This window comes from Bordetella genomosp. 10 (assembly GCF_002261225.1).
Taxonomy (GTDB): domain Bacteria; phylum Pseudomonadota; class Gammaproteobacteria; order Burkholderiales; family Burkholderiaceae_B; genus Bordetella_C.
Genome location: NZ_NEVM01000005.1, coordinates 169,819 through 187,400 on the forward strand (window position 1 = coordinate 169,819; position 17,582 = coordinate 187,400).

Below are 17,582 nucleotides of genomic sequence, written 5' to 3' on the forward strand. Positions count from 1 at the left end.
GAGGCGGCACAACAATGAAAATCGACAAGGTCCCCGGGAGGCTGGCACATCGGGACGACAGGAAACGCTTGTTCCCCGTCGTCTTCATGTTCCTGTCCTTCGGCAACATGCTCCTATGCCTGGCCGCCGCGCTGTTCATCCCGCAGGCGTCCGCCTATGCGCTCTGCGCGATGCTGTACGCCGCGATGGTCGCGACGGAATATCGCTACGGCATCCGGTCCCCGATATCCATCTCGTTGCTGGTCCTGTACAGCGGGCTGTTATTGCTGGAGTTCAACGCCGCGCCCTTCAGGCAATACGTCGGCCTCATCGTCTTCGCGTGGTTGAGTTTGCTTACCGGCACGCTGCTGCTCGGCAAGAAACCCTTCACCACCTTTTATTCGAAAGGCCGGGGCATGCGGCAGCTTCACTACACCGTCTCCGCGCTCTGGTGCATGACCTATTTCCTTTGCCTGCTATGCCATGCCCTGCGCTTCCCGTCCGCCTCCTTCCTGGTCACGCCCTATCTTCTGTGCATCGCCTGCGGACTGTGCACGATCTTCCTGCACCTGTGCTGGTTCGGAAAGCGCAATTCGCTGCAACCCGCCTTCTCCATCGGCGATTACGCGTTCCGCCGCATATGCGTCGGCTCCGCCGACTTCGACAGGTTCTGCCGTTTCTACGCGCGCCAGATCGATACCCGTGGCGAGGGTGGCTCGGCCGCCGAGGTCGCCGAGGCGGTAGCGAAGATGGAGCGGGAACTGGGCCCGCATGCGTACATCTTCGTCGCGGAACGCGAGGGGCAAGTGGTGGGATGCATACGCTGCATCGTGGACCGGAAGCATCGTCCTTTCCCGATGGAGGAAGACATGGGCCTTTGTTTCGACCATCTGCGCGGCTTCGGCAATCTCCTGTACGTGGGACGCCTGGCGGTGGACCCCGACTTTCGCGACCGGCCGGACGTGTTGAACGGCCTGTTCAAGTGTTTCGTGGACCTGGCGCTCAGCAAGGACATCTCCTTCGTGGTGGCCGAAGGGCTGCCCGCGCGCCTGCCCGTCTATCGGAAACTGGGTTTCGAGCCGATGTTCCCGAGCGCCGACCCGCGCCATTCGATACGGATGTCGCTGGGCTATGAGTGCCATCCCATCTATCTGAACTTCGCCAGGATGGTTTTTTCCCAGAGCGCCGAATCGGCGCGCAAGTACGGATTCTCCGCCTTCGTCAACGCGTACCTGGCCGAGCGTTGGTACAAGCGCAACGCCCTGTCGCACATCCTCAAGCCGCCCGGCCGGTGGCCCTGGCGCCTGGACCTGGCGCGGATCCGGACGACGCTTTGAGGACGAGGACACGATGATCATGCCTCCCCATTCCAGACTGGAAGAAACGCCGCCCTCGCGCGCCCCGACACGTTATGCGCTGGACTTCGACGACCGCTTCGGCGTGCTCGCCCTGACCTGGCAACAGGACTGCCCGCCTTATTTCAGCCCCGACCTGCTGTCCGATATGGCGCGGGAATTGTCGGCCATCCAATCGGAGCGCTTCGGGCCTTCCGGCGCCCTGCGCTATTTCGTCTTGCGCTCCGGCCACCCTAACATCTTCAGCCTGGGCGGCGATCTCGCGTTCTTCCTGCGAACGATCCTGGCCCGGGACCGCCAGGCCTTGCTCGCCTATGCGACGCAGTGCGCCCATCTCATGCATGCGCTGCATTCCGGGTTCCAGGGCGGCGTCACGACGATCGCCCTGGTACAGGGGGCATGCACCGGTGGCGGCTTCGAGGCGGCGCTCGCCTGCAACTACATAGTCGCGGAACGCCACGCCAGGTTCAGCTTCCCCGAAATCCAACTGGGGATTTTCCCCGGAATGGGGGCGCTGCCCCTGCTGGCACGGCGCCTGGGCCAGCGCGATTACGAGGAAGTCTGCCACTCGGGCCGCAGTTTTTCCGCCGAAGCCCTCGCCGACAAGGGACTCATCGACGTCATCGCCGACACCGGACAAGGGGAACAGGCCGCCAACGCGTGGATCCGCAAGCGTCACCCCGCGTTCGCCTCGCACCGGGAAATGGCGGCCGTGCGGCAAGCCCGCGCGCCGATGTCCAGGGCGGATTTCGAGGCGTCGCTGCCGCGGTGGGTGGACGTGGTCCTCTCGCTGGACCAGCGGCGCCTGGCGATGCTGTCATTGGCGATTCAAAAGCAGCAGGCCGAATCGCGGTCTCGATGCATCGCCCCCGCGCCGCCCTGCCCGCCATCCAACCATCCTCAACCCGGCTGAGCGATGCGATGCGCCCAGGGCTGCACCTGCTCCAATTGCGCCGACAATTGAAGCACCAGGTCCTCGCGGCCGAAGCGGCCCACCAGTTGCACGCCCACCGGCAGGCCGGCCTCGGTCCATGCGCCCGGCAGGCTCGCCGCGGGCTGCCCCGTGGCGTTGAAGATGGCCGAGAACGTGCCGTAGCGGCCCACCTTGCGGCGCAGCTCCATGAACGTGCCTTCCTGCATGGTGAGATAACCCAGCTTGGGCGGCAACTGCGTCAGCGACGGCGTGAGAATGATGTCGTAATCCTGCATATAGGCCTCCAGCGCGCGGCCCACGGCGTGGAAACGGTTGATGCAGCCGATGTACTGCGCCCCCGTTATGGTCTTGCCGTACTCGTAGCCGTTGCGCATGGCCGGCTCCAGGTCGTCGTCGGCCAGCGCCTTGCCCGTGAGGCCCAGGCGCGTATCGACGCTGACCACGATGTTGGAGGCCAGCACGTTGGCATGCGCCAGCACCAGCGCGTCGTAATCGATTTCCGGCGGCGCGCTGTCGACCACCTCGTGGCCGGCGGCGCGCAGCAAGGCCGCCACGCGGTCGACCGCGGCCACGCATTCCGGCGCCACGGGAATGTCGTTCCAGGCCTGGCGCCAGACGGCGATGCGCAAGCGCCCGGGCGCCCGCTTGATCGCGTCCAGATAGGAATCCGGCGCGAGCGGCGCGGCATACGGCGCGCCGGTTTCGTAGCCGCCGATGGCGTCCAGCGCGGCGGCGGAATCGCGCACGGTGCGCGAGAGCACGCCGTCGGTCGCCAGGCTGCCCCAGCCCTCGCCGCGGAACGGCCCCATCGGCACGCGGCCGCGCGAGGTCTTCAGTCCATAGACCCCGCAGGCCGCGGCGGGAATGCGGATCGAACCGCCGCCGTCGCTGCCGTGCGCCACCGGCACGACGCCGCAGGCCACCGCGGCCGCCGCGCCGCCGCTGGAGCCGCCGGACGACCGGGTCGGGTCCCAGGGATTGAGCGTGGGACCGCCATTGCGGGCGGCTTCCGTGGTCGGCGCCATGCAGAACTCGGGCACCGTGGTGCGGGCGAACGGAATCAGGCCGGCGGCTTCGAAGCGTTCCGGCAGCGTGGCGTTGCGCGCATAGGTCGTGTCGTTGAGCAGGCGCGAGCCCAGGCTGGACGGGAACCGCACGTGCGCCACGCCCGAGTCCTTGAGCAGGAAGGGAATGCCGCCGAACGCGCCGCGCGGCGTCCAGTCGCGCGCGACCGCCAGCGATTCCTCGTACCGCTCGTAGCACAGCGCGTTCAGCGCCGCGCCCCGCGTCTTCGCCAGGCCGATGGCGCAGGCCATCAACTCCTCGGAAGTGACTTCCTTGCGCGCCAGCAGGTCGGCCAGCCCCAGTCCGTCCAGGGACTGGTATTCCACATCACGCATGCTCTTTGCTCCTAGTCGAGTCGTTCGTCGCCGCCAGATCCGGTTTTTCCCAGGACTTTCCGGGAATGGAATCGATCAGCCGGCGTGTGTATTCATGTTGGGGTTGATAGAAAATCCGCGCGGCGCGGTCCAGCTCCACCAGCTCGCCCTGGCGCATCACGGCGATGCGGTCGCAGATCTCCGCCGCGACGCGCAGGTCGTGCGTGATGAACAGGACGGAGAGGTCGAACTGGCCCGACACCGATTTCAGCAGCGCCAGCACCTGCGCCTGGATGGAAACGTCCAGCGCCGATACGGCCTCGTCGGCGATCAGCAGGCGCGGCTTGAGCGCCAATGCGCGGGCGATGCCGATGCGCTGGCGCTGGCCGCCGGAGAATTGATGCGGGTAGCGGCTGCCGGCGTCGCCGCCCAGCCCCACCAGCTCCAGCAGCTCGCGTGCCTCGCGCAAGGCCGTCGCGCGGCTGGTGCCGAAGGCGATCGGCCCCTGCGCGACGGCGTCGGCGATGCGGTGGCGCGGGTTCAGCGACGCATAGGGGTCCTGGAACACCATCTGGATCTGGCGCCGGAAGGGCCGGAATGCGCGCGCGTCCAGGCCCACCAGTTCCTGGCCGTTCATCCGGACGCTGCCGCCGTCGGGCTTGATCAGCCCCACCAGCGTCCGGCCCAGGGTGGACTTGCCCGATCCCGACTCGCCGACCAGGCCCAGCGTCTCGCCCTGGTGGATATCCAGCGTAATGTCGCGCAAGGCGGCCACTTGCCGGCCGCCGCTGGTGAACAGCTTGCGCAGCCCGCGCACCTGGACCAGCGGTGGGCGGCCGCCCTCCTCCGGCTTGCCCTCGGGCTTGTGCGGCACGGCCGCGATCAACTGGCGCGTGTACGGATGCCGGGGCCGGTTGAGGACATCGTCGGCGCTGCCCGACTCCACCACGCTGCCCTTGCGCATCACGACGATGCGGTCGGCGATATCCGCCACCACGCCGAAGTCGTGGGTGATGAAGATCACGCCGATGCCCATGCGACGCTGGATATCCTTGATCAGCGCCAGGATCTGCGCCTGCGTCGTCACGTCCAGCGCGGTGGTGGGTTCGTCGGCGATCAGCACGTCCGGCTCCAGCGCCAGGGCCATGGCGATGACCACGCGCTGGCGTTGGCCGCCCGACAACTGGAAGGGGTAGGCGTCGTAGATGGCCTGCGGATCGGGCAGCAAGGCCAGATTGAACAGCTCCAGCACGCGCTGCTTGCGCGCCGCCGCGTCCATGCCGGTGTGGCGCTCCAGCACCTCGTCGACCTGGCGGCCGACGCGCATGATGGGGTTGAGCGCGGTCATCGGCTCCTGGAACACCATGCCGAAGGACTTGCCGCGCAACGCGTACCAGTCGTTCAGGCCCAGGCCGACCAGGTCGCGGCCGCGGTAGCGGATCGATCCCCGCGCCACCCGCAACTGGTCGGCCGGCAGCAGGCCCATCACGGCGTGCGCGGTCACGGACTTGCCCGAGCCGGACTCGCCGACCACGCACAGGATTTCGTTGCGATTCAAGGCATAGGACACGCCCTCGACGACGCGCAGGCCGCCGTGCGCGGTGACGACGTCGAGATCGCGGATCTCCAACAAGGCTTCGGTCATGCGGTCCTCCGCCGGGCCAGCTTGGGATTGAGGGCGTCGTTCAAGGCCTCGCCGATCAGGTTCAGCGACAGCACCGTGAGCAGGATGGCGATGCCCGGGAACACGCTCATCCACCAGGCGTCGCGCAGCACGCTGCGCGAGGCGCCGATGATGTAGCCCCAGGTCATGGCGTTGGGATCGCCCAGGCCCAGGAAGCTCAAGGCGGACTCCAGCAGGATGGCGCTGGCCACCATCAGCGAGCCGGAGACGATGACCGGCGAAAGGCTGTTGGGCAGGATCTGCGTGAGGATGATGCGCGCGTTGGACTGCCCCGACAGCATGGCGGCCTGCACGAATTCCCGGTTGCGCAGGCTCATGAATTCCGCGCGCACCAGGCGCGCCAGCGGTGGCCACGAGACCACGGATATCGCCAGCACCACGGTCTGCGTGGTCGGCGTGAGGATGGCCACCAGCACCACCGCCAGGAAGAAGCTGGGTATGGTCTGGAAGAGTTCGATGACGCCGACGATCGCCTGGTCCACGCGGCCGCCGTAGAAGCCGGCCAGCGCGCCCATCGCGATGCCCAGCACGATGGACACCGCCGTCGCCACGGCCGCCAGCATCAGGGTGAGGCGCGCGCCATAGGCGATGCCCGTGGCGATATCGCGGCCCAGCGTATCGGTGCCCAGCAGCGCGCCCTCGGACAGCGGCGGCTGGAACGGCGCGTTGGCGATGTCCCAGGGACTGTCGGGGAAGAACCAACTGGCCGTCAGCGCCAGCGCGGCCACGGCGAGCAGCACGACCAGGCCGGCCACCCCGCCCTTGTTGCGGCAGAATGCGTGCAGGAAGTCTTTCATTTGAGTTCTATCCGGGGATCGGCGACGGTGTAGAGAATGTCGGTGGCGATGTTGATCACCACCACGATCACGGAGGCGACGAAGAACACCCCCAGCAGCACGCTGTAGTCGCGCTGGATCAGGGCGTCGAAGGCGAGCCGCCCGATGCCGGGCCAGGCGAACACGGTCTCGACCAGCAGCGAGCCGCCGATCAGGCCGCCGGCCTGGATCCCCGCATAGGTGATCACCGGCAGCAAGGCATTGCGCAGGACGTGGCGCCGCATCACCGTGCGCTCCTTCAGCCCCTTGGCGCGCGCGGTCTTGACGAAGTCGAGCTGATTCACTTCCAGGATGGAGGCGCGGGTCAGGCGCGCGTATACCGCCATGTGGAACAATCCCAGGGTGACGGCCGGCAGGATCAGGTGCCGCGCCACGTCCAGCGCGTGGGCCAGGCCGGTCAGGTTGGCGCCGACGGTGTCGTAGCCGAAGGCCGGCAGCCATTCGAGCCGCACCGAAAAGAGCAGCACCAGCATCAGGCCGACCCAGAACAGCGGCGTCGCGTAGGCCAGCATGGAAAACGTGGTGATCAGCGTGTCGCCCCAGCGCCCCACCCGCGCGGCCGCCTGCGCGCCCAGGCTGATGCCCAGCGCCAGCGCGAAGGCGAAGGCCGTCAGCGTCAGCAGCAGCGTCGCGGGAAGATGCTCGCGGATCAGGCTGCCCACCGACGCCTGCTGCCGGACGGAGTAGCCGAGATTGAAGGTGGCCACGTCCTTGAGGTACGTGGTCAACTGGACCGACAGGGGTTGGTCCAGGCCGAAGTCGTGACGCAGCTTCGCCAGCGATTCCGCGTCCACCGCGCCCGACTGCCCGGCCAGGATGACCGCGGGATCGCCGGGCGCGGCGCGCACCAGGAAAAAATTGAATAGCGCGATCACCAGGAGGACCAGCACGCCCTTCAGCAGCCGGCCTCCCAGGAAGGGAGCGAGTTTCTTCATGACACCTTGATGGTTAGATAAGTATCAATAATTGATACTTAAATATCTAATATTGGTATAATAGATTCCTTGCGAGCCGCGCATCAAGCGATCGGGGGCGGGAATTACCCTAGGGTCATGTCCCCAAGCCCCTGGGCCTGGGGCCGGAATTCGCGCGCATGGCAACGTCAACCCCCTGGAGTACAAGCCGATGGCCACCTCGGAAACCCGGTTCAATCAATCCCTGGCGAAGGGATTCGGCATTCTCGAAGCGTTCTCCGGCCACCCCGGCCCGCTCAGCCTGAACGAACTGATGGAGCTGTCCGGCCTGGACCGCAGCTCCACCCAGCGCATGCTGCATACGCTGGTGGCGCTGGGCTATCTGGAGCGCGGCAACAACCAGCGCGGCTACGTGCTGGGCAAGAAAATCCTCGACCGCACCTTCGATTTCCTGCGCGGCCATCCCCTGCTGGAGCGCGCCACGCCCATCATCGAACAGCTCCAGCAGGAGACCGGCGAACGCGTGGACCTGAGCCTGTTCGACGACCTGACCCTGGTCTACGCGCTGCGGCGCCAGACCAAGCGGCAGACCTTCTTCGCCACCCTGGTGGGCCGCCGCATGCCCACGTTCAGTTCCTCCGGCGGACGCGCCATGATGTCGCAGCTCGGCGACGAGGAAGTCGACGACATCCTGGCGCGCAGCACGCTCAAGCCCCTGACGCCCAAGACCATCGTCGATCCCGACGTCATCCGCGCGCGCGTGCGGCAGGCGCGCGAGGAAGGCTACGCGCTGAGCCTGGAGGAAAGCATGGTGGGAGAGATCGTGCTGGCCAGCGCGGTGGTCGACCACGAAGGGCGACCCATCGCCGCCATCCACGTCTCCGGCCTGCTGGCCGAGTGGACGCCGGAACCCTTCGTGCAGCGCTTCAGTTCGCTGGCCGTGGCCGCGGCGCGCTCGCTCAGCGGCCGGCCCAGCCGGGTGTGACCCCGGGCGCCGCGATCCCCGGGCAGGACGGGAAAACCCCGACGCCGCGCGCTTGCGCGGCGCGTGGCCTTGCTTCACCATATTGCTGATGGAAACTTAAGTATCAATATTTGATACTTAAGACTTTTTAGTGATAGGCTGGCCCCGCCCCGGGGGCTGGTCGGCCCAGCAAGGAGATAGCCTTGAAGTACGATCCCGCCCGCCGCGCCCTCATGCAGGCAATGATGGCCGCCACGGTCACCGCCGGCCTGCCCGCCTTCGCCTACGCCGCCGAAGCCGCCAGCGCCGATGCCGGCGCGCCCCAATACGGCGGCGTGCTGACGGGCATCATCAACCCCGAGCCGCCCAACCTGAACATCGCGATCCAGCAGGTCGCCAATTCCCAAATGGTGGGCGGCAAGATCTTCGAAAGCCTGCTGACCTATTCCTTCGATCTCAAACCGCTGCCCAGCCTGGCGAAATCCTGGGACGTGTCGGACGACCAGCTCACCTATACCTTCCACCTGCAGCCCAACGCGCAGTGGCATGACGGCAAGCCCTTCACGGCCGACGACGTGATCTTCTCGTACAAGAAGGTGCTGGCGAACACGCCGCGCACCCGCACCCTGATGGGATACGTGAAGGACATCACCGCGCCCGACGCCCATACGGTGGTCTTCACGCTGAAGGAACGCTACTCCGCTTTCCTCTACGCCTTCGACATCGGCGGCGGCGTCATCCTGCCCAAGCACCTGTACGACGTCGACACCCCGATCGCCCAGAACCCGAACAACAACGCGCCCATCGGCACCGGCCCCTTCAAGTTCAAGCGTTGGGAACGCGGGTCCTTCATCGAGCTGGTCAAGAACGAGCACTACTGGAAAAGTGGCCGCCCCTACCTGGACGGCATCATCTACCGCGTGATTCCCGATTCCGCGTCGCGCCGCCTGGCCCTGGAACAGCGCACGGTGCAGCAGGCCTGGCTCCAGGACATCGAACCCTTCGACATCCCGCGCGTGAGCAAGCTGCCGCACCTGAACGCGGTGCAGAAGGGCTACGAATACTGGTCCACGCTGCACTGGATCGAGCTGAACAACTCGCGCAAGCCGATGGACGACAAGCGCTTCCGCCAGGCGGTCATGTACGCCATCGACCGCGACTTCATCGCCAAGCGCATCATGTTCGGCCTGGGCACCGTGGCCACCGGCCCGCTGCATCACAACACCCGCTTCTACGACGGCAACGTCAAGAAGTATCCCTTCGATCCCAAGAAGGCCATCGCGCTGCTCGACGAAATGGGATTGAAGCCGGACGCCAACGGCGTGCGCGTGAAGCTGGGCTTCATTCCCATCCCCTACGGCGAGATGATGCGGCGCGTGGCCGAGTACATCAAGCAATGCCTGGGCAAGGTCGGCATCGCCATCGAAATCGAGAACGTCGACGTGGGCGGCTGGACGACGCGCATGGGCAACTGGGACTTCGACATGGCCTACGACGGCGTGTTCCAGTACGGCGATCCGGCCATCGGCGTATCGCGGACCTACGTCAGCTCGAACATCAAGAAGGGACTGCCGTTCACCAACACCTCGCAGTACCGCAATCCCAAGGTGGACGAACTGTTCGACAAGGCCGCGACGGCGACCTCCGACGCCGAGCGCCAGAAGCTGTACTCGGAAGTGCAGCAGATCCTGGTCGAGGACGTGCCGGTGGCGTGGATTGACGATACGAACTACATCACCTTCCTGGACAAGCGCGTGCACAACGCCATCACCACCGGCCTGGGCGCGATCGACTCCTACGCCGACGCGTGGATGGAGCCGGCCAAATAGCGGCCCTTCCGTCTCATGGCGGCAACAGGCTTCTGGTATGGTTGCGGAAAGCGCCGGCCCGTTCGTGGCGGCGGCGCTTTGCCCCCGGCTTTCCGCCCCTGTTTTCCCGCCCCATCAGGCACGAGGAGTCCCTATGCAACGCGATTTCGATCTAGTAGTCACCATCCTCGGCACGTTCCGCGACGCCGCCGCGTCGACGCTCACCGGCCAGGAAGTCACCCAGGCCGTGCAGGAGCTGGCTGAAGACACCCTGCCGGCGGACGTGGTAGAGCATCACCTGGAAATCCTGGCCGACGCCGGCCTGGCCAAGAAGCTGACCGAAGGCACCACCGGCCAGGACGCCGTCTGGCGCATCACCTGGAAGGGCTATGACGCCCTCGAACAGGACGAGGAAGACGAAGAGGAAGAAGAGGACGACGACGACCTCGACTACGACGAAGAGTAAATCGTAAATCCTCGCCGGCGCCTGTCGCGCGCCGTCAGAGCTGCGTCGTCGGCCGGCCATCCATGGGCCGGCTTTTTTTTCGGCCCGCCTGGCCGATCTCCTGGCCGATCTCCTGGCCAAATCCTTGGCCGATTTCCTGCCCGGCTTCCCGTCCCTCGCCCTCGCCTTTCTCTTCCCGCGCCGCCCCGCCGGCGGCCAGCAATCCCAGGGCGACCGCGCAGGCCAGGCCCGCCGACCACATGGCCGCCTGGAAGCCGCTGCCCAGGGCCCTGGCGTGCAGGCCGGCCAGCGCCGGCGCGGCGCGGTCGAAGACGCCGGCCGAGATCGCCTGGCGCGCCAGTTCGCGCGCGTCTCCCAGCCCCAGGGCCAGCGCGCCCTGCTCGTAGACGCGCAGCGCCCGGCTGGTCATCAGCGCGCCCAGCAGCGCGATGCCCAGGGTCATGCCGGCCTGGCGCAAGGCGTTCATCGTCGCCGACGCCGAACCCGCCAGCCCGGGCGGCGCCATGCCCATGATGACGATGCCGGTGGCCGGCACCGCCAGGCCCGCGCCCACGCCCAGCAGCCCGAAAAGGAGGCCGACGACACGGTACGGCGTGCCGGCCCCGCAGAACCCCAGCAGCGACATGGCGACGCCGATGAGGCCATAGCCCAGCAGCATCAGGCGCCGCACGCGAATCCGCGCGCTCAGGCGGCCGAACAGCATCGACACGCAGGCCGTGGCGAGGAACTGCGGCATCATGCGCCACCCCGCCTCGGTGGCCGACCAGCGCTGGATTTCCTGCAGGTAGATCGAAAAGAAGAACAGGCAACTGTAGTAGGAGAAGCCGAGGATCAGGGAGGCGAGATTCGCCATCACGAAAGGCCGTTGGCGAAACAAGGCCAACGGCAGCAGGGGCTTGGACGCGCGCGTCTCCACCACCGCGAACAGCGCGAAGCCTGCGGCCGCCAGCGCGAGGCACGGCAGTATCGCGGGATGGGAGAAGCCATGCTTTCCCGCCTCGATCAATCCATAGGCCAGCGCGCCCAGGGAGACGATGCTCGACGCCTGCCCCAGCGGATCGCGCGCGGCGTGCTCCGGGTAGCGCCGCTCCGGGATGCCATGGACGCCCAGCGCCAGGGCGAGCGCGGCCAGCGGCAGGTTGATCAGGAAGATGCCTTGCCAGCCCAGGCCATGCAGCAGCAGGCCGCCCAGCAAGGGGCCGAGGATGAGCGCCAGCGCGGCGAAGGCCGACCAGCCGCCGATAACGTGGGCGCGCGCGCCGGGTTCGGGATAGGCGTGTGTCAGGATGGGCAAGGCGCCCGCGATCATGGCGGCCGCGGCGACGCCCTGCACGGCCCTGCCCGCCAGCAGCCAGGCCAGCGTCGGCGCGCAGCCGCATAGCGCCGATCCCAGGCCGAACAGCGCCACGCCCGCCAGCCAGGTCCGCTTGTGCCCGTGCCGGTCCGCCGCCGGGCCGGCCGACAACATGAAGGCCGACAGGCAGATCGCGTAGGCGTTGACCACCCATTGCAGGCCCGCGATGTCCGTGCGCAGCGCCGATTGCATCGTCGGCAAGGCGACGTTGACGATGCTGATGTCCAGCGTCGCCAGGAAAGTGCCCAGATAGGCGGCGCACAGGGCCGCGCGGCGGCGGGAAATCGGCATGCGGGACTCCGGGAGGAACGGCGTGGCGGTCACGCCCATGGCGGCATCCTATACTTCGACTGACCGTCGGTCAATTGAAAATCACAACGCCATGTTCTCCATTCCAGCCCCAGGCTCGGTTCGGTTCGGTTCGGTTCGGGTTCGGGTTCGGTAAAAGATGGGACCGCTGGGCGCCGCGCCGGGGAGTCGCCTACACTCGACACCGATCTGGACAGGAACGCCGGCGCCCGGCCGGCGATAGCGAATGGCACAAGACACGACGAAGACAGGCGCCCCGGCAGCCAAGCTCCCCCGCACCAAACCGGCGGAGGTCCGCCTGGAAGAATTGATGGCCGCGGCCGAGACGCTGTTCCTGGAAAAAGGCGTGGAAGCGACGACGATCAGCGAGATCGTCGATGCGGCACGGGTCGCCAAGGGGACCTTCTACCACTACTTCCCTTCCAAGCACGAGATGCTGATCGCGCTGGGCAAGCGCTACACCGAACAGTTCATGGACAGCCTGCAACGCGCCGTGGACGCCTGTCCGGCGGACGATTGGCGCGGACGCCTGCGCGCCTGGGTGCACGCCAGCGTCGAGACCTATGCGCGCACCTACCGCACGCACGACATCGTCTATCCCAACCATCACCACCTGGATCGCGGCAACGCGGAAAAGAACGCCATCCTCGACCAGTTGCTGGGCATCATCGAAAGCGGCCGCGCGGCCGGCGCCTGGAACCCGGCGCAGCCCCGCGTCGTCGCGCTGCTGATCTACTCGGGCGTCCACGGGGCGACCGACGACGTCATCGGCGCCAGCCCGCGCGCCCTGGCGGCGTTCGCCCGCACCGTCGCGGACGCGTGCCTGCACATGCTGCCGGCGGCACGCTGAAGGCGGCGATTCGCCGGCGCGACGTGCGCGGCGGATGCAGCGGATGCAGCGCGATGCGCGGCAGGCGCATCACTGCGCCGCGGTGCACGCCTCCGGGTCCTTGACGTGCTCCGCCTTGACCTTGCCGTTGTCGAGCAAGGTGATATACGGGCATTGCATGGGCTTGCCGCCGACGTCGACCGTCTCCAGGGTCGCCTTCTCCGAGTATTCGTGCGACAACTGCCCCGTCTTCGTATCGCGCAGGTAGACCTCCAGCCTGATGCGGTCCAGCGTCGGCGGCAGCGACGCATCGCAGTCCGAGGTGTCGCGGACCAGCAGGCGCTCGCCCGCGTTCCACGTCGCATCCGGGTATTCGACGCGGCCGTCATGATAGACCGGCATCACGTAGCAGTAGCGGATCTTGCCCTGGATGCGCACGGGCAGGAAAAAGCTTTCGCCCTGGTCGACCTGGACCAGCTTGCCGTCCTGCCATTTGGCGACGGTGACGAGATGGTCGCAGCAACCGTCGCGCTGGAAATCCCAGACCTGCTTATGCGCGGCGTCGAAGTTGGGCGAGGTCATGTCCTCCAGCTCGTCGGTGACGTCAGTGAACTTGCCCGTGGCGGGCTCGTACCGCCATGCATTGACGGGGATGTTGGGGCCAGCCGGCAGGAACTGGGCCAGCGTCAGGTCGGGCCAGCCGTCGAAGTCCATGTCCGCGACGTCGGGCACGAAAATGCGGCAGGTGCCGACCGAATCCGCGGGCAGCGATTGGACCAGGCGGCCGTCCTTGTATAGCCGGACCTGGCTCACGTGCGGCACCATCGTCACGCAGCTTTCGGCGGGATCCGGCATGCCGTCCGCGACGAGGCGGATTTCATAGGGAAAGGGATGCGTGCCCGGCGCGGGGCCCAGGCTCAGGGGATAGCTGCGCTTGCCGTCCGGGCTGGTCCAGGTGCCCGTCCAGCCTTCGCTATCCGGCCGCATCTCCCAGCGTCCCGTCACCGGCTTGTCCTTGCCGGGCGCGGTCTGGTCGTATTCCTGCAAGGCCGCGCCGCCGTCGCGCCATGTGCCGTCCAGCCGCAACTTGCTTATCTGGCTGGCGTTGCACGGCTCGGTGGACGACCCTCCTGTCGCTTCGCGACCGCCTCCCCGAGGGAGGATTCGCGCTTGGGGCGGCCCGGCGCGCTCATAGCAGTAGTTGCCCGACATCTGCCCGGCGATCCGCTGGAGATAGACGCGGACGTTCCGGTTGGCGATCTTGCCGAAGTAAAGGATGGACCAGGCCGGGAATTCGACCGTGGCCGCGGCGTCACCGTCGGCGGCATTGGCCGTATCAGACGCATTGGCCGCGTTGGCCGCATCCGCCGCTTGCGCCTGCGCGGCCGGCATCGCGAAAGCGGCGGCCAGCAACATCAAGGCAAAGGAAGCGACGGCAAGGCGGACCCGGTCCAGGACCGGCCGGAAGGAACGGCGAAAACTCGGCGGAATGCGCATGGTGACTGGCGTCGTTGTGGCTGAGCATGGGGATATATCACGCCACGCGCAAAGAGGTGCTGACATTTTGTCAGCGCCGCGCCCCGCCGCCACGGCGGGGCCGGCGACACACCGCCTGCGATTCTGCGATTACTTCTTCGCGTCAGGCTTCAGGATGTCGTGCCACTTCTGCGTCTGGTCGGCGATGAAGGTCTTGAAGTCCGCCGGGCTGTTGCCGCCGGCGTCCGCGCCGATGGTTTCCAGCACCTTCTTCATCTGCGGATCCTGCAGGATCTCCTTGACGTCCTGGTACAGCGTCTTCTGCACGTCGGCGGGCGTGCCGGCCGGGACCATCAGGCCGTACCAGGTGGCGAAGGTATAGCCGGGCAGCCCCGCTTCGTCGATGGCCGGGATGCCGGGGAAGTGGCTGCTCGGCTTCTCGCTGCTGACGCCCAGCGCGCGCACCGTGCCGGCGCGGATCTGCGCGATGGCCGAGCCGCTGGTTTCCAGCGCCATCTGGATCTGGCCGGAGATCAGGTCGGCCATCATCGGCGCGCCGCCCTTGTAGGGCACGTGCGAGATATCGATCTTGGCCATGGAACGGAACAGCTCGCCCGCCAGGTGCTCGGTGCTGCCGATGCCGGCCGAACCGTAGTTCAGCTTGCCCGGGTTCTTCTTCGCGTAGTCGATCAGCTCGGGCACGGTCTTCACCGGCAGCTTGTTGTTCACGATCAGCAGATTGGGCGAGGACGCGACGATGGTGATCGGCGCGAAGTCCTTCTGGAAATCGTAGGTGAGCTTGTCGTAGGTCGACGGCGCGATGGTGTGCGCGATGGTCGCCAGGAACAGCGTGTAGCCGTCCGGCTGCGCGCGCGCGACGTAGGCGGCGCCGATGGTGCCGCCGGCGCCGGCGCGGTTGTCCACGATGACCGGCTGCTTCAGCTTCTCGCTGAGCATCTGCGCCAGCGGACGGCCCACCATGTCCGTGGTGCCGCCCGGCGGGAAGGGAATGACCAGGGTGATGGGCTTGTCGGGCCAGGCGGCCTGGGCGCCGGCCGCGGCGGCGCAAAGCAGGCCGCCGGCCAGCAGCTTCGCCAGGGGCGAAATGCCGAATTTCATTTTTTGACTCCTCCGCGGGGGGAACGCGATTGTCGATTGTTATCAGGATTTCCCATGGCTGTACCGCCATTTGGGAAAGCATGTAGGGCGCGAACCTGCCGGCGGATTGTATACCTTGGTGTGCAGCGACGGCATTCGGGACGCCGCGGGCCGGAAAGGACACGGGCCGCATGCGAGCGGCCCGTGTTCCCTGCCATGCGGCTACGCGCGGATCACGCCGACAACCTTTCCTCGATCGCCTTCTTGGTGCGCGGCAGCGCCGGCGGCAGGCCGTGCTTGAGCTGCTCGAACAGTTCGGCATGCAGCTCCAGCTCCTTCTGCCAGGCCTGCTTTTCCACCGAGCTGACCTGCTCGAACTGCTCGCGGCTGAAATTCATGCCCTGCCAATCCAGGTCCTCGTAGCGCGGCGAGACGCCGAACACGTGCTCCTGGCCCTGGGCCTTGCCTTCGATGCGTCCCAGCATCCACTTCAGCACGCGCATGTTCTCGCCGAAGCCCGGCCAGACGAACTTGCCGTCGGGACCCTTGCGGAACCAGTTGACGCAGTAGAAGCGCGGCAGCGTGGCGCCCTTCTCCTCCAGTTTCTGGCCCAACGCCAGCCAGTGCTGGAAGTAGTCGCTCATGTTGTAGCCGCAGAACGGCAGCATGGCGAAGGGATCGCGGCGCACCACGCCTTGCTGGCCGGCGGCCGCGGCGGTGGTTTCGGAGCCCATGGTGGCGGCCATGTAGACGCCCTCTTCCCAGTTGCGCGCCTCGGTCACCAGCGGCACGGTGGTGGAGCGGCGGCCGCCGAAGATGAAGGCGTCGATGACCACGCCTTCGGGGTTCTCCCATTCGCTGTCGATGGAGGGACACTGCGAGGCCGGCGCGGTGAAGCGGGCGTTCGGATGCGCGGCCTTGCGGCCCGTTTCCTTGGCGATCTGCGGCGTCCAGTCCTGGCCCTGCCAGTCGATCAGGTGCGCGGGCACTTCCTCGGTCATGCCTTCCCACCATACGTCGCCGTCGTCGGTCAGGGCGACGTTGGTGAAGATGCAATTGGCGTGCAGCGTGGCCATGGCGTTGGGATTGGTCTTCTCCCCCGTGCCCGGCGCCACGCCGAAATAGCCGGCTTCCGGATTGATGGCGTGCAGGCGGCCGTCGGCGCCCGGCTTGATCCAGGCGATGTCGTCGCCGATGGTGGTGACCTTCCAGCCGTTCAGGCCCTGCGGCGGGATCAGCATGGCGAAGTTGGTCTTGCCGCAGGCCGACGGGAAGGCCGCCGCGACATGGTGCTTGCGCCCTTCCGGCGTGGTCACGCCGAGGATCAGCATGTGCTCGGCCAGCCAGCCTTCGTCGCGGCCCATGGTCGAGGCGATGCGCAGCGCGAAGCATTTCTTGCCCAGCAGCGCGTTGCCGCCGTAGCCCGAACCGTAGCTCCAGATCTCGCGCGTGGCCGGGTAGTGGACGATGTACTTGGTCGGATTGCACGGCCAGGGCACGTCCTTCTCGCCGGCGCCCAGGGGCTTGCCGACGGTGTGCACGCAGGGCACGAATTCGCCGTCCGCGCCCAGCACGTCGTAGACCTTCTTGCCCATGCGCGTCATGATGCGCATGCTGACCACCACGTAGGGGCTGTCCGTCAGCTCGACGCCGATATGGGCGATGGACGAGCCCAGCGGGCCCATCGAGAACGGCACGACGTACAGCGTGCGGCCGCGCATGCAGCCGTCGAACAGGCCGTTGAGCGTCTTGCGCATTTCCGCCGGCGCGGCCCAGTTGTTGGTGGGGCCGGCGTCCTCGGCCTTGTCGGTGCAGATGAAGGTGCGGTCCTCGACGCGCGCCACGTCGCCCGGATCGGACAGGGCCAGATAGGAATTGGGACGCTTCTGCTCGTTCAGCTTGCGCAGCGTGCCGCTCTGGACCATCTGCGCGCACAGGCGGTCGTACTCTTCCTGCGAACCGTCGCACCACACCACGTTGTCCGGTTTGGCGAGCGCCACGAACTCGGCCACCCAATCGACCAGACGGCGGTGCTGTACGAAAGTCGGCACGTTGAGTCCGGCCTGGGGGCCATCGAAGGGTCGGTTCATAGTCTCATCTCCAGAGTGATTTGTAAGAGGTCCGTATAAGGGACAGGCTCCAGTCTCCTGTCCCGCGAATTGAAATGCCCGCGCGCTCGCGCGACCCCACGCCCGGC

Annotated in this window: 14 protein-coding genes; 6 read left to right on the forward strand and 8 right to left on the reverse strand. The window is 67.0% G+C overall.

Annotated features, from left to right (window positions below; translation table 11 throughout):
• Positions 1 to 14: 14 nt before the first annotated feature.
• Both CAL29_RS16970 and CAL29_RS16975 read left to right on the forward strand, forming a co-directional pair.
• Entirely contained in the window at positions 15 to 1,316 is a 1,302-nt protein-coding gene (locus tag CAL29_RS16970; RefSeq protein WP_143277688.1) for a GNAT family N-acetyltransferase, read from the forward strand.
• A 19-nt stretch (positions 1,317 to 1,335) separates the two neighbouring features.
• Entirely contained in the window at positions 1,336 to 2,247 is a 912-nt protein-coding gene (locus tag CAL29_RS16975; protein ID WP_179284084.1) for a crotonase/enoyl-CoA hydratase family protein, read from the forward strand.
• On the opposite strand, the gene CAL29_RS16980 is transcribed toward CAL29_RS16975, so the two are convergent.
• The 4 genes from CAL29_RS16980 to CAL29_RS16995 are packed head-to-tail and all read right to left on the reverse strand — an operon-like array spanning position 2,235 to position 7,102.
• Positions 2,235 to 3,668, reverse strand: coding sequence for an amidase (locus CAL29_RS16980; RefSeq protein WP_094854272.1), 1,434 nt, complete (start codon positions 3,666 to 3,668; stop codon positions 2,235 to 2,237). The genes CAL29_RS16975 and CAL29_RS16980 overlap by 13 nt on opposite strands.
• A complete protein-coding gene (locus CAL29_RS16985; RefSeq protein WP_094854273.1) occupies positions 3,661 to 5,292 on the reverse strand; it encodes an ABC transporter ATP-binding protein in 1,632 nt (543 codons plus the stop codon). The genes CAL29_RS16980 and CAL29_RS16985 overlap by 8 nt, the downstream gene beginning before the upstream one ends.
• Complete coding sequence (locus tag CAL29_RS16990) at positions 5,289 to 6,128, reverse strand: ABC transporter permease (RefSeq protein WP_094854274.1); 840 nt, start codon at positions 6,126 to 6,128, stop codon at positions 5,289 to 5,291. Before CAL29_RS16990 ends, CAL29_RS16985 begins: the two co-directional genes overlap by 4 nt.
• Positions 6,125 to 7,102, reverse strand: a complete 978-nt coding sequence (locus CAL29_RS16995; RefSeq protein ID WP_094854275.1) for an ABC transporter permease — start codon at positions 7,100 to 7,102, stop codon at positions 6,125 to 6,127. Before CAL29_RS16995 ends, CAL29_RS16990 begins: the two co-directional genes overlap by 4 nt.
• 190 nt (positions 7,103 to 7,292) lie before the next feature.
• Between CAL29_RS16995 and CAL29_RS17000 the strand changes: the two genes are divergently transcribed.
• The 3 genes from CAL29_RS17000 to CAL29_RS17010 all read left to right on the forward strand — a co-directional run bounded on the left by CAL29_RS17000 (position 7,293) and on the right by CAL29_RS17010 (position 10,319).
• Complete coding sequence (locus tag CAL29_RS17000) at positions 7,293 to 8,066, forward strand: IclR family transcriptional regulator (RefSeq protein WP_094854276.1); 774 nt, start codon at positions 7,293 to 7,295, stop codon at positions 8,064 to 8,066.
• Between the two features lie 182 nt (positions 8,067 to 8,248).
• Entirely contained in the window at positions 8,249 to 9,874 is a 1,626-nt protein-coding gene (locus CAL29_RS17005; RefSeq protein ID WP_256977533.1) for an ABC transporter substrate-binding protein, read from the forward strand.
• Positions 9,875 to 10,007: 133 nt separating this feature from the next.
• Entirely contained in the window at positions 10,008 to 10,319 is a 312-nt protein-coding gene (locus CAL29_RS17010) for a DUF2513 domain-containing protein (RefSeq protein ID WP_094854277.1), read from the forward strand.
• A gap of 34 nt (positions 10,320 to 10,353) precedes the next feature.
• On the opposite strand, the gene CAL29_RS17015 is transcribed toward CAL29_RS17010, so the two are convergent.
• Positions 10,354 to 11,964, reverse strand: coding sequence for an MFS transporter (locus CAL29_RS17015; RefSeq protein WP_094856702.1), 1,611 nt, complete (start codon positions 11,962 to 11,964; stop codon positions 10,354 to 10,356).
• 244 nt (positions 11,965 to 12,208) lie between these two features.
• Here CAL29_RS17015 and CAL29_RS17020 point away from each other — a divergent pair, with 244 nt between their 5' ends.
• The gene (locus CAL29_RS17020) at positions 12,209 to 12,832 is read left to right on the forward strand and encodes a TetR/AcrR family transcriptional regulator (RefSeq protein ID WP_094854278.1); all 624 of its coding nucleotides are present in this window, start codon (positions 12,209 to 12,211) and stop codon (positions 12,830 to 12,832) included.
• A gap of 69 nt (positions 12,833 to 12,901) precedes the next feature.
• Here CAL29_RS17020 and CAL29_RS17025 read toward each other — a convergent pair whose 3' ends face one another.
• From CAL29_RS17025 to CAL29_RS17035, 3 genes are all read right to left on the reverse strand, one after another.
• Positions 12,902 to 14,308, reverse strand: coding sequence for an XAC2610-related protein (locus CAL29_RS17025; RefSeq protein WP_094854279.1), 1,407 nt, complete (start codon positions 14,306 to 14,308; stop codon positions 12,902 to 12,904).
• 129 nt (positions 14,309 to 14,437) lie between these two features.
• A complete protein-coding gene (locus tag CAL29_RS17030; RefSeq protein WP_094854280.1) occupies positions 14,438 to 15,406 on the reverse strand; it encodes a tripartite tricarboxylate transporter substrate binding protein in 969 nt (322 codons plus the stop codon).
• A 212-nt stretch (positions 15,407 to 15,618) separates the two neighbouring features.
• Positions 15,619 to 17,475 (reverse strand): phosphoenolpyruvate carboxykinase (GTP), encoded by a 1,857-nt coding sequence (locus tag CAL29_RS17035; protein WP_094854281.1) that lies wholly within the window; start codon positions 17,473 to 17,475, stop codon positions 15,619 to 15,621.
• Positions 17,476 to 17,582: the final 107 nt, after the last annotated feature.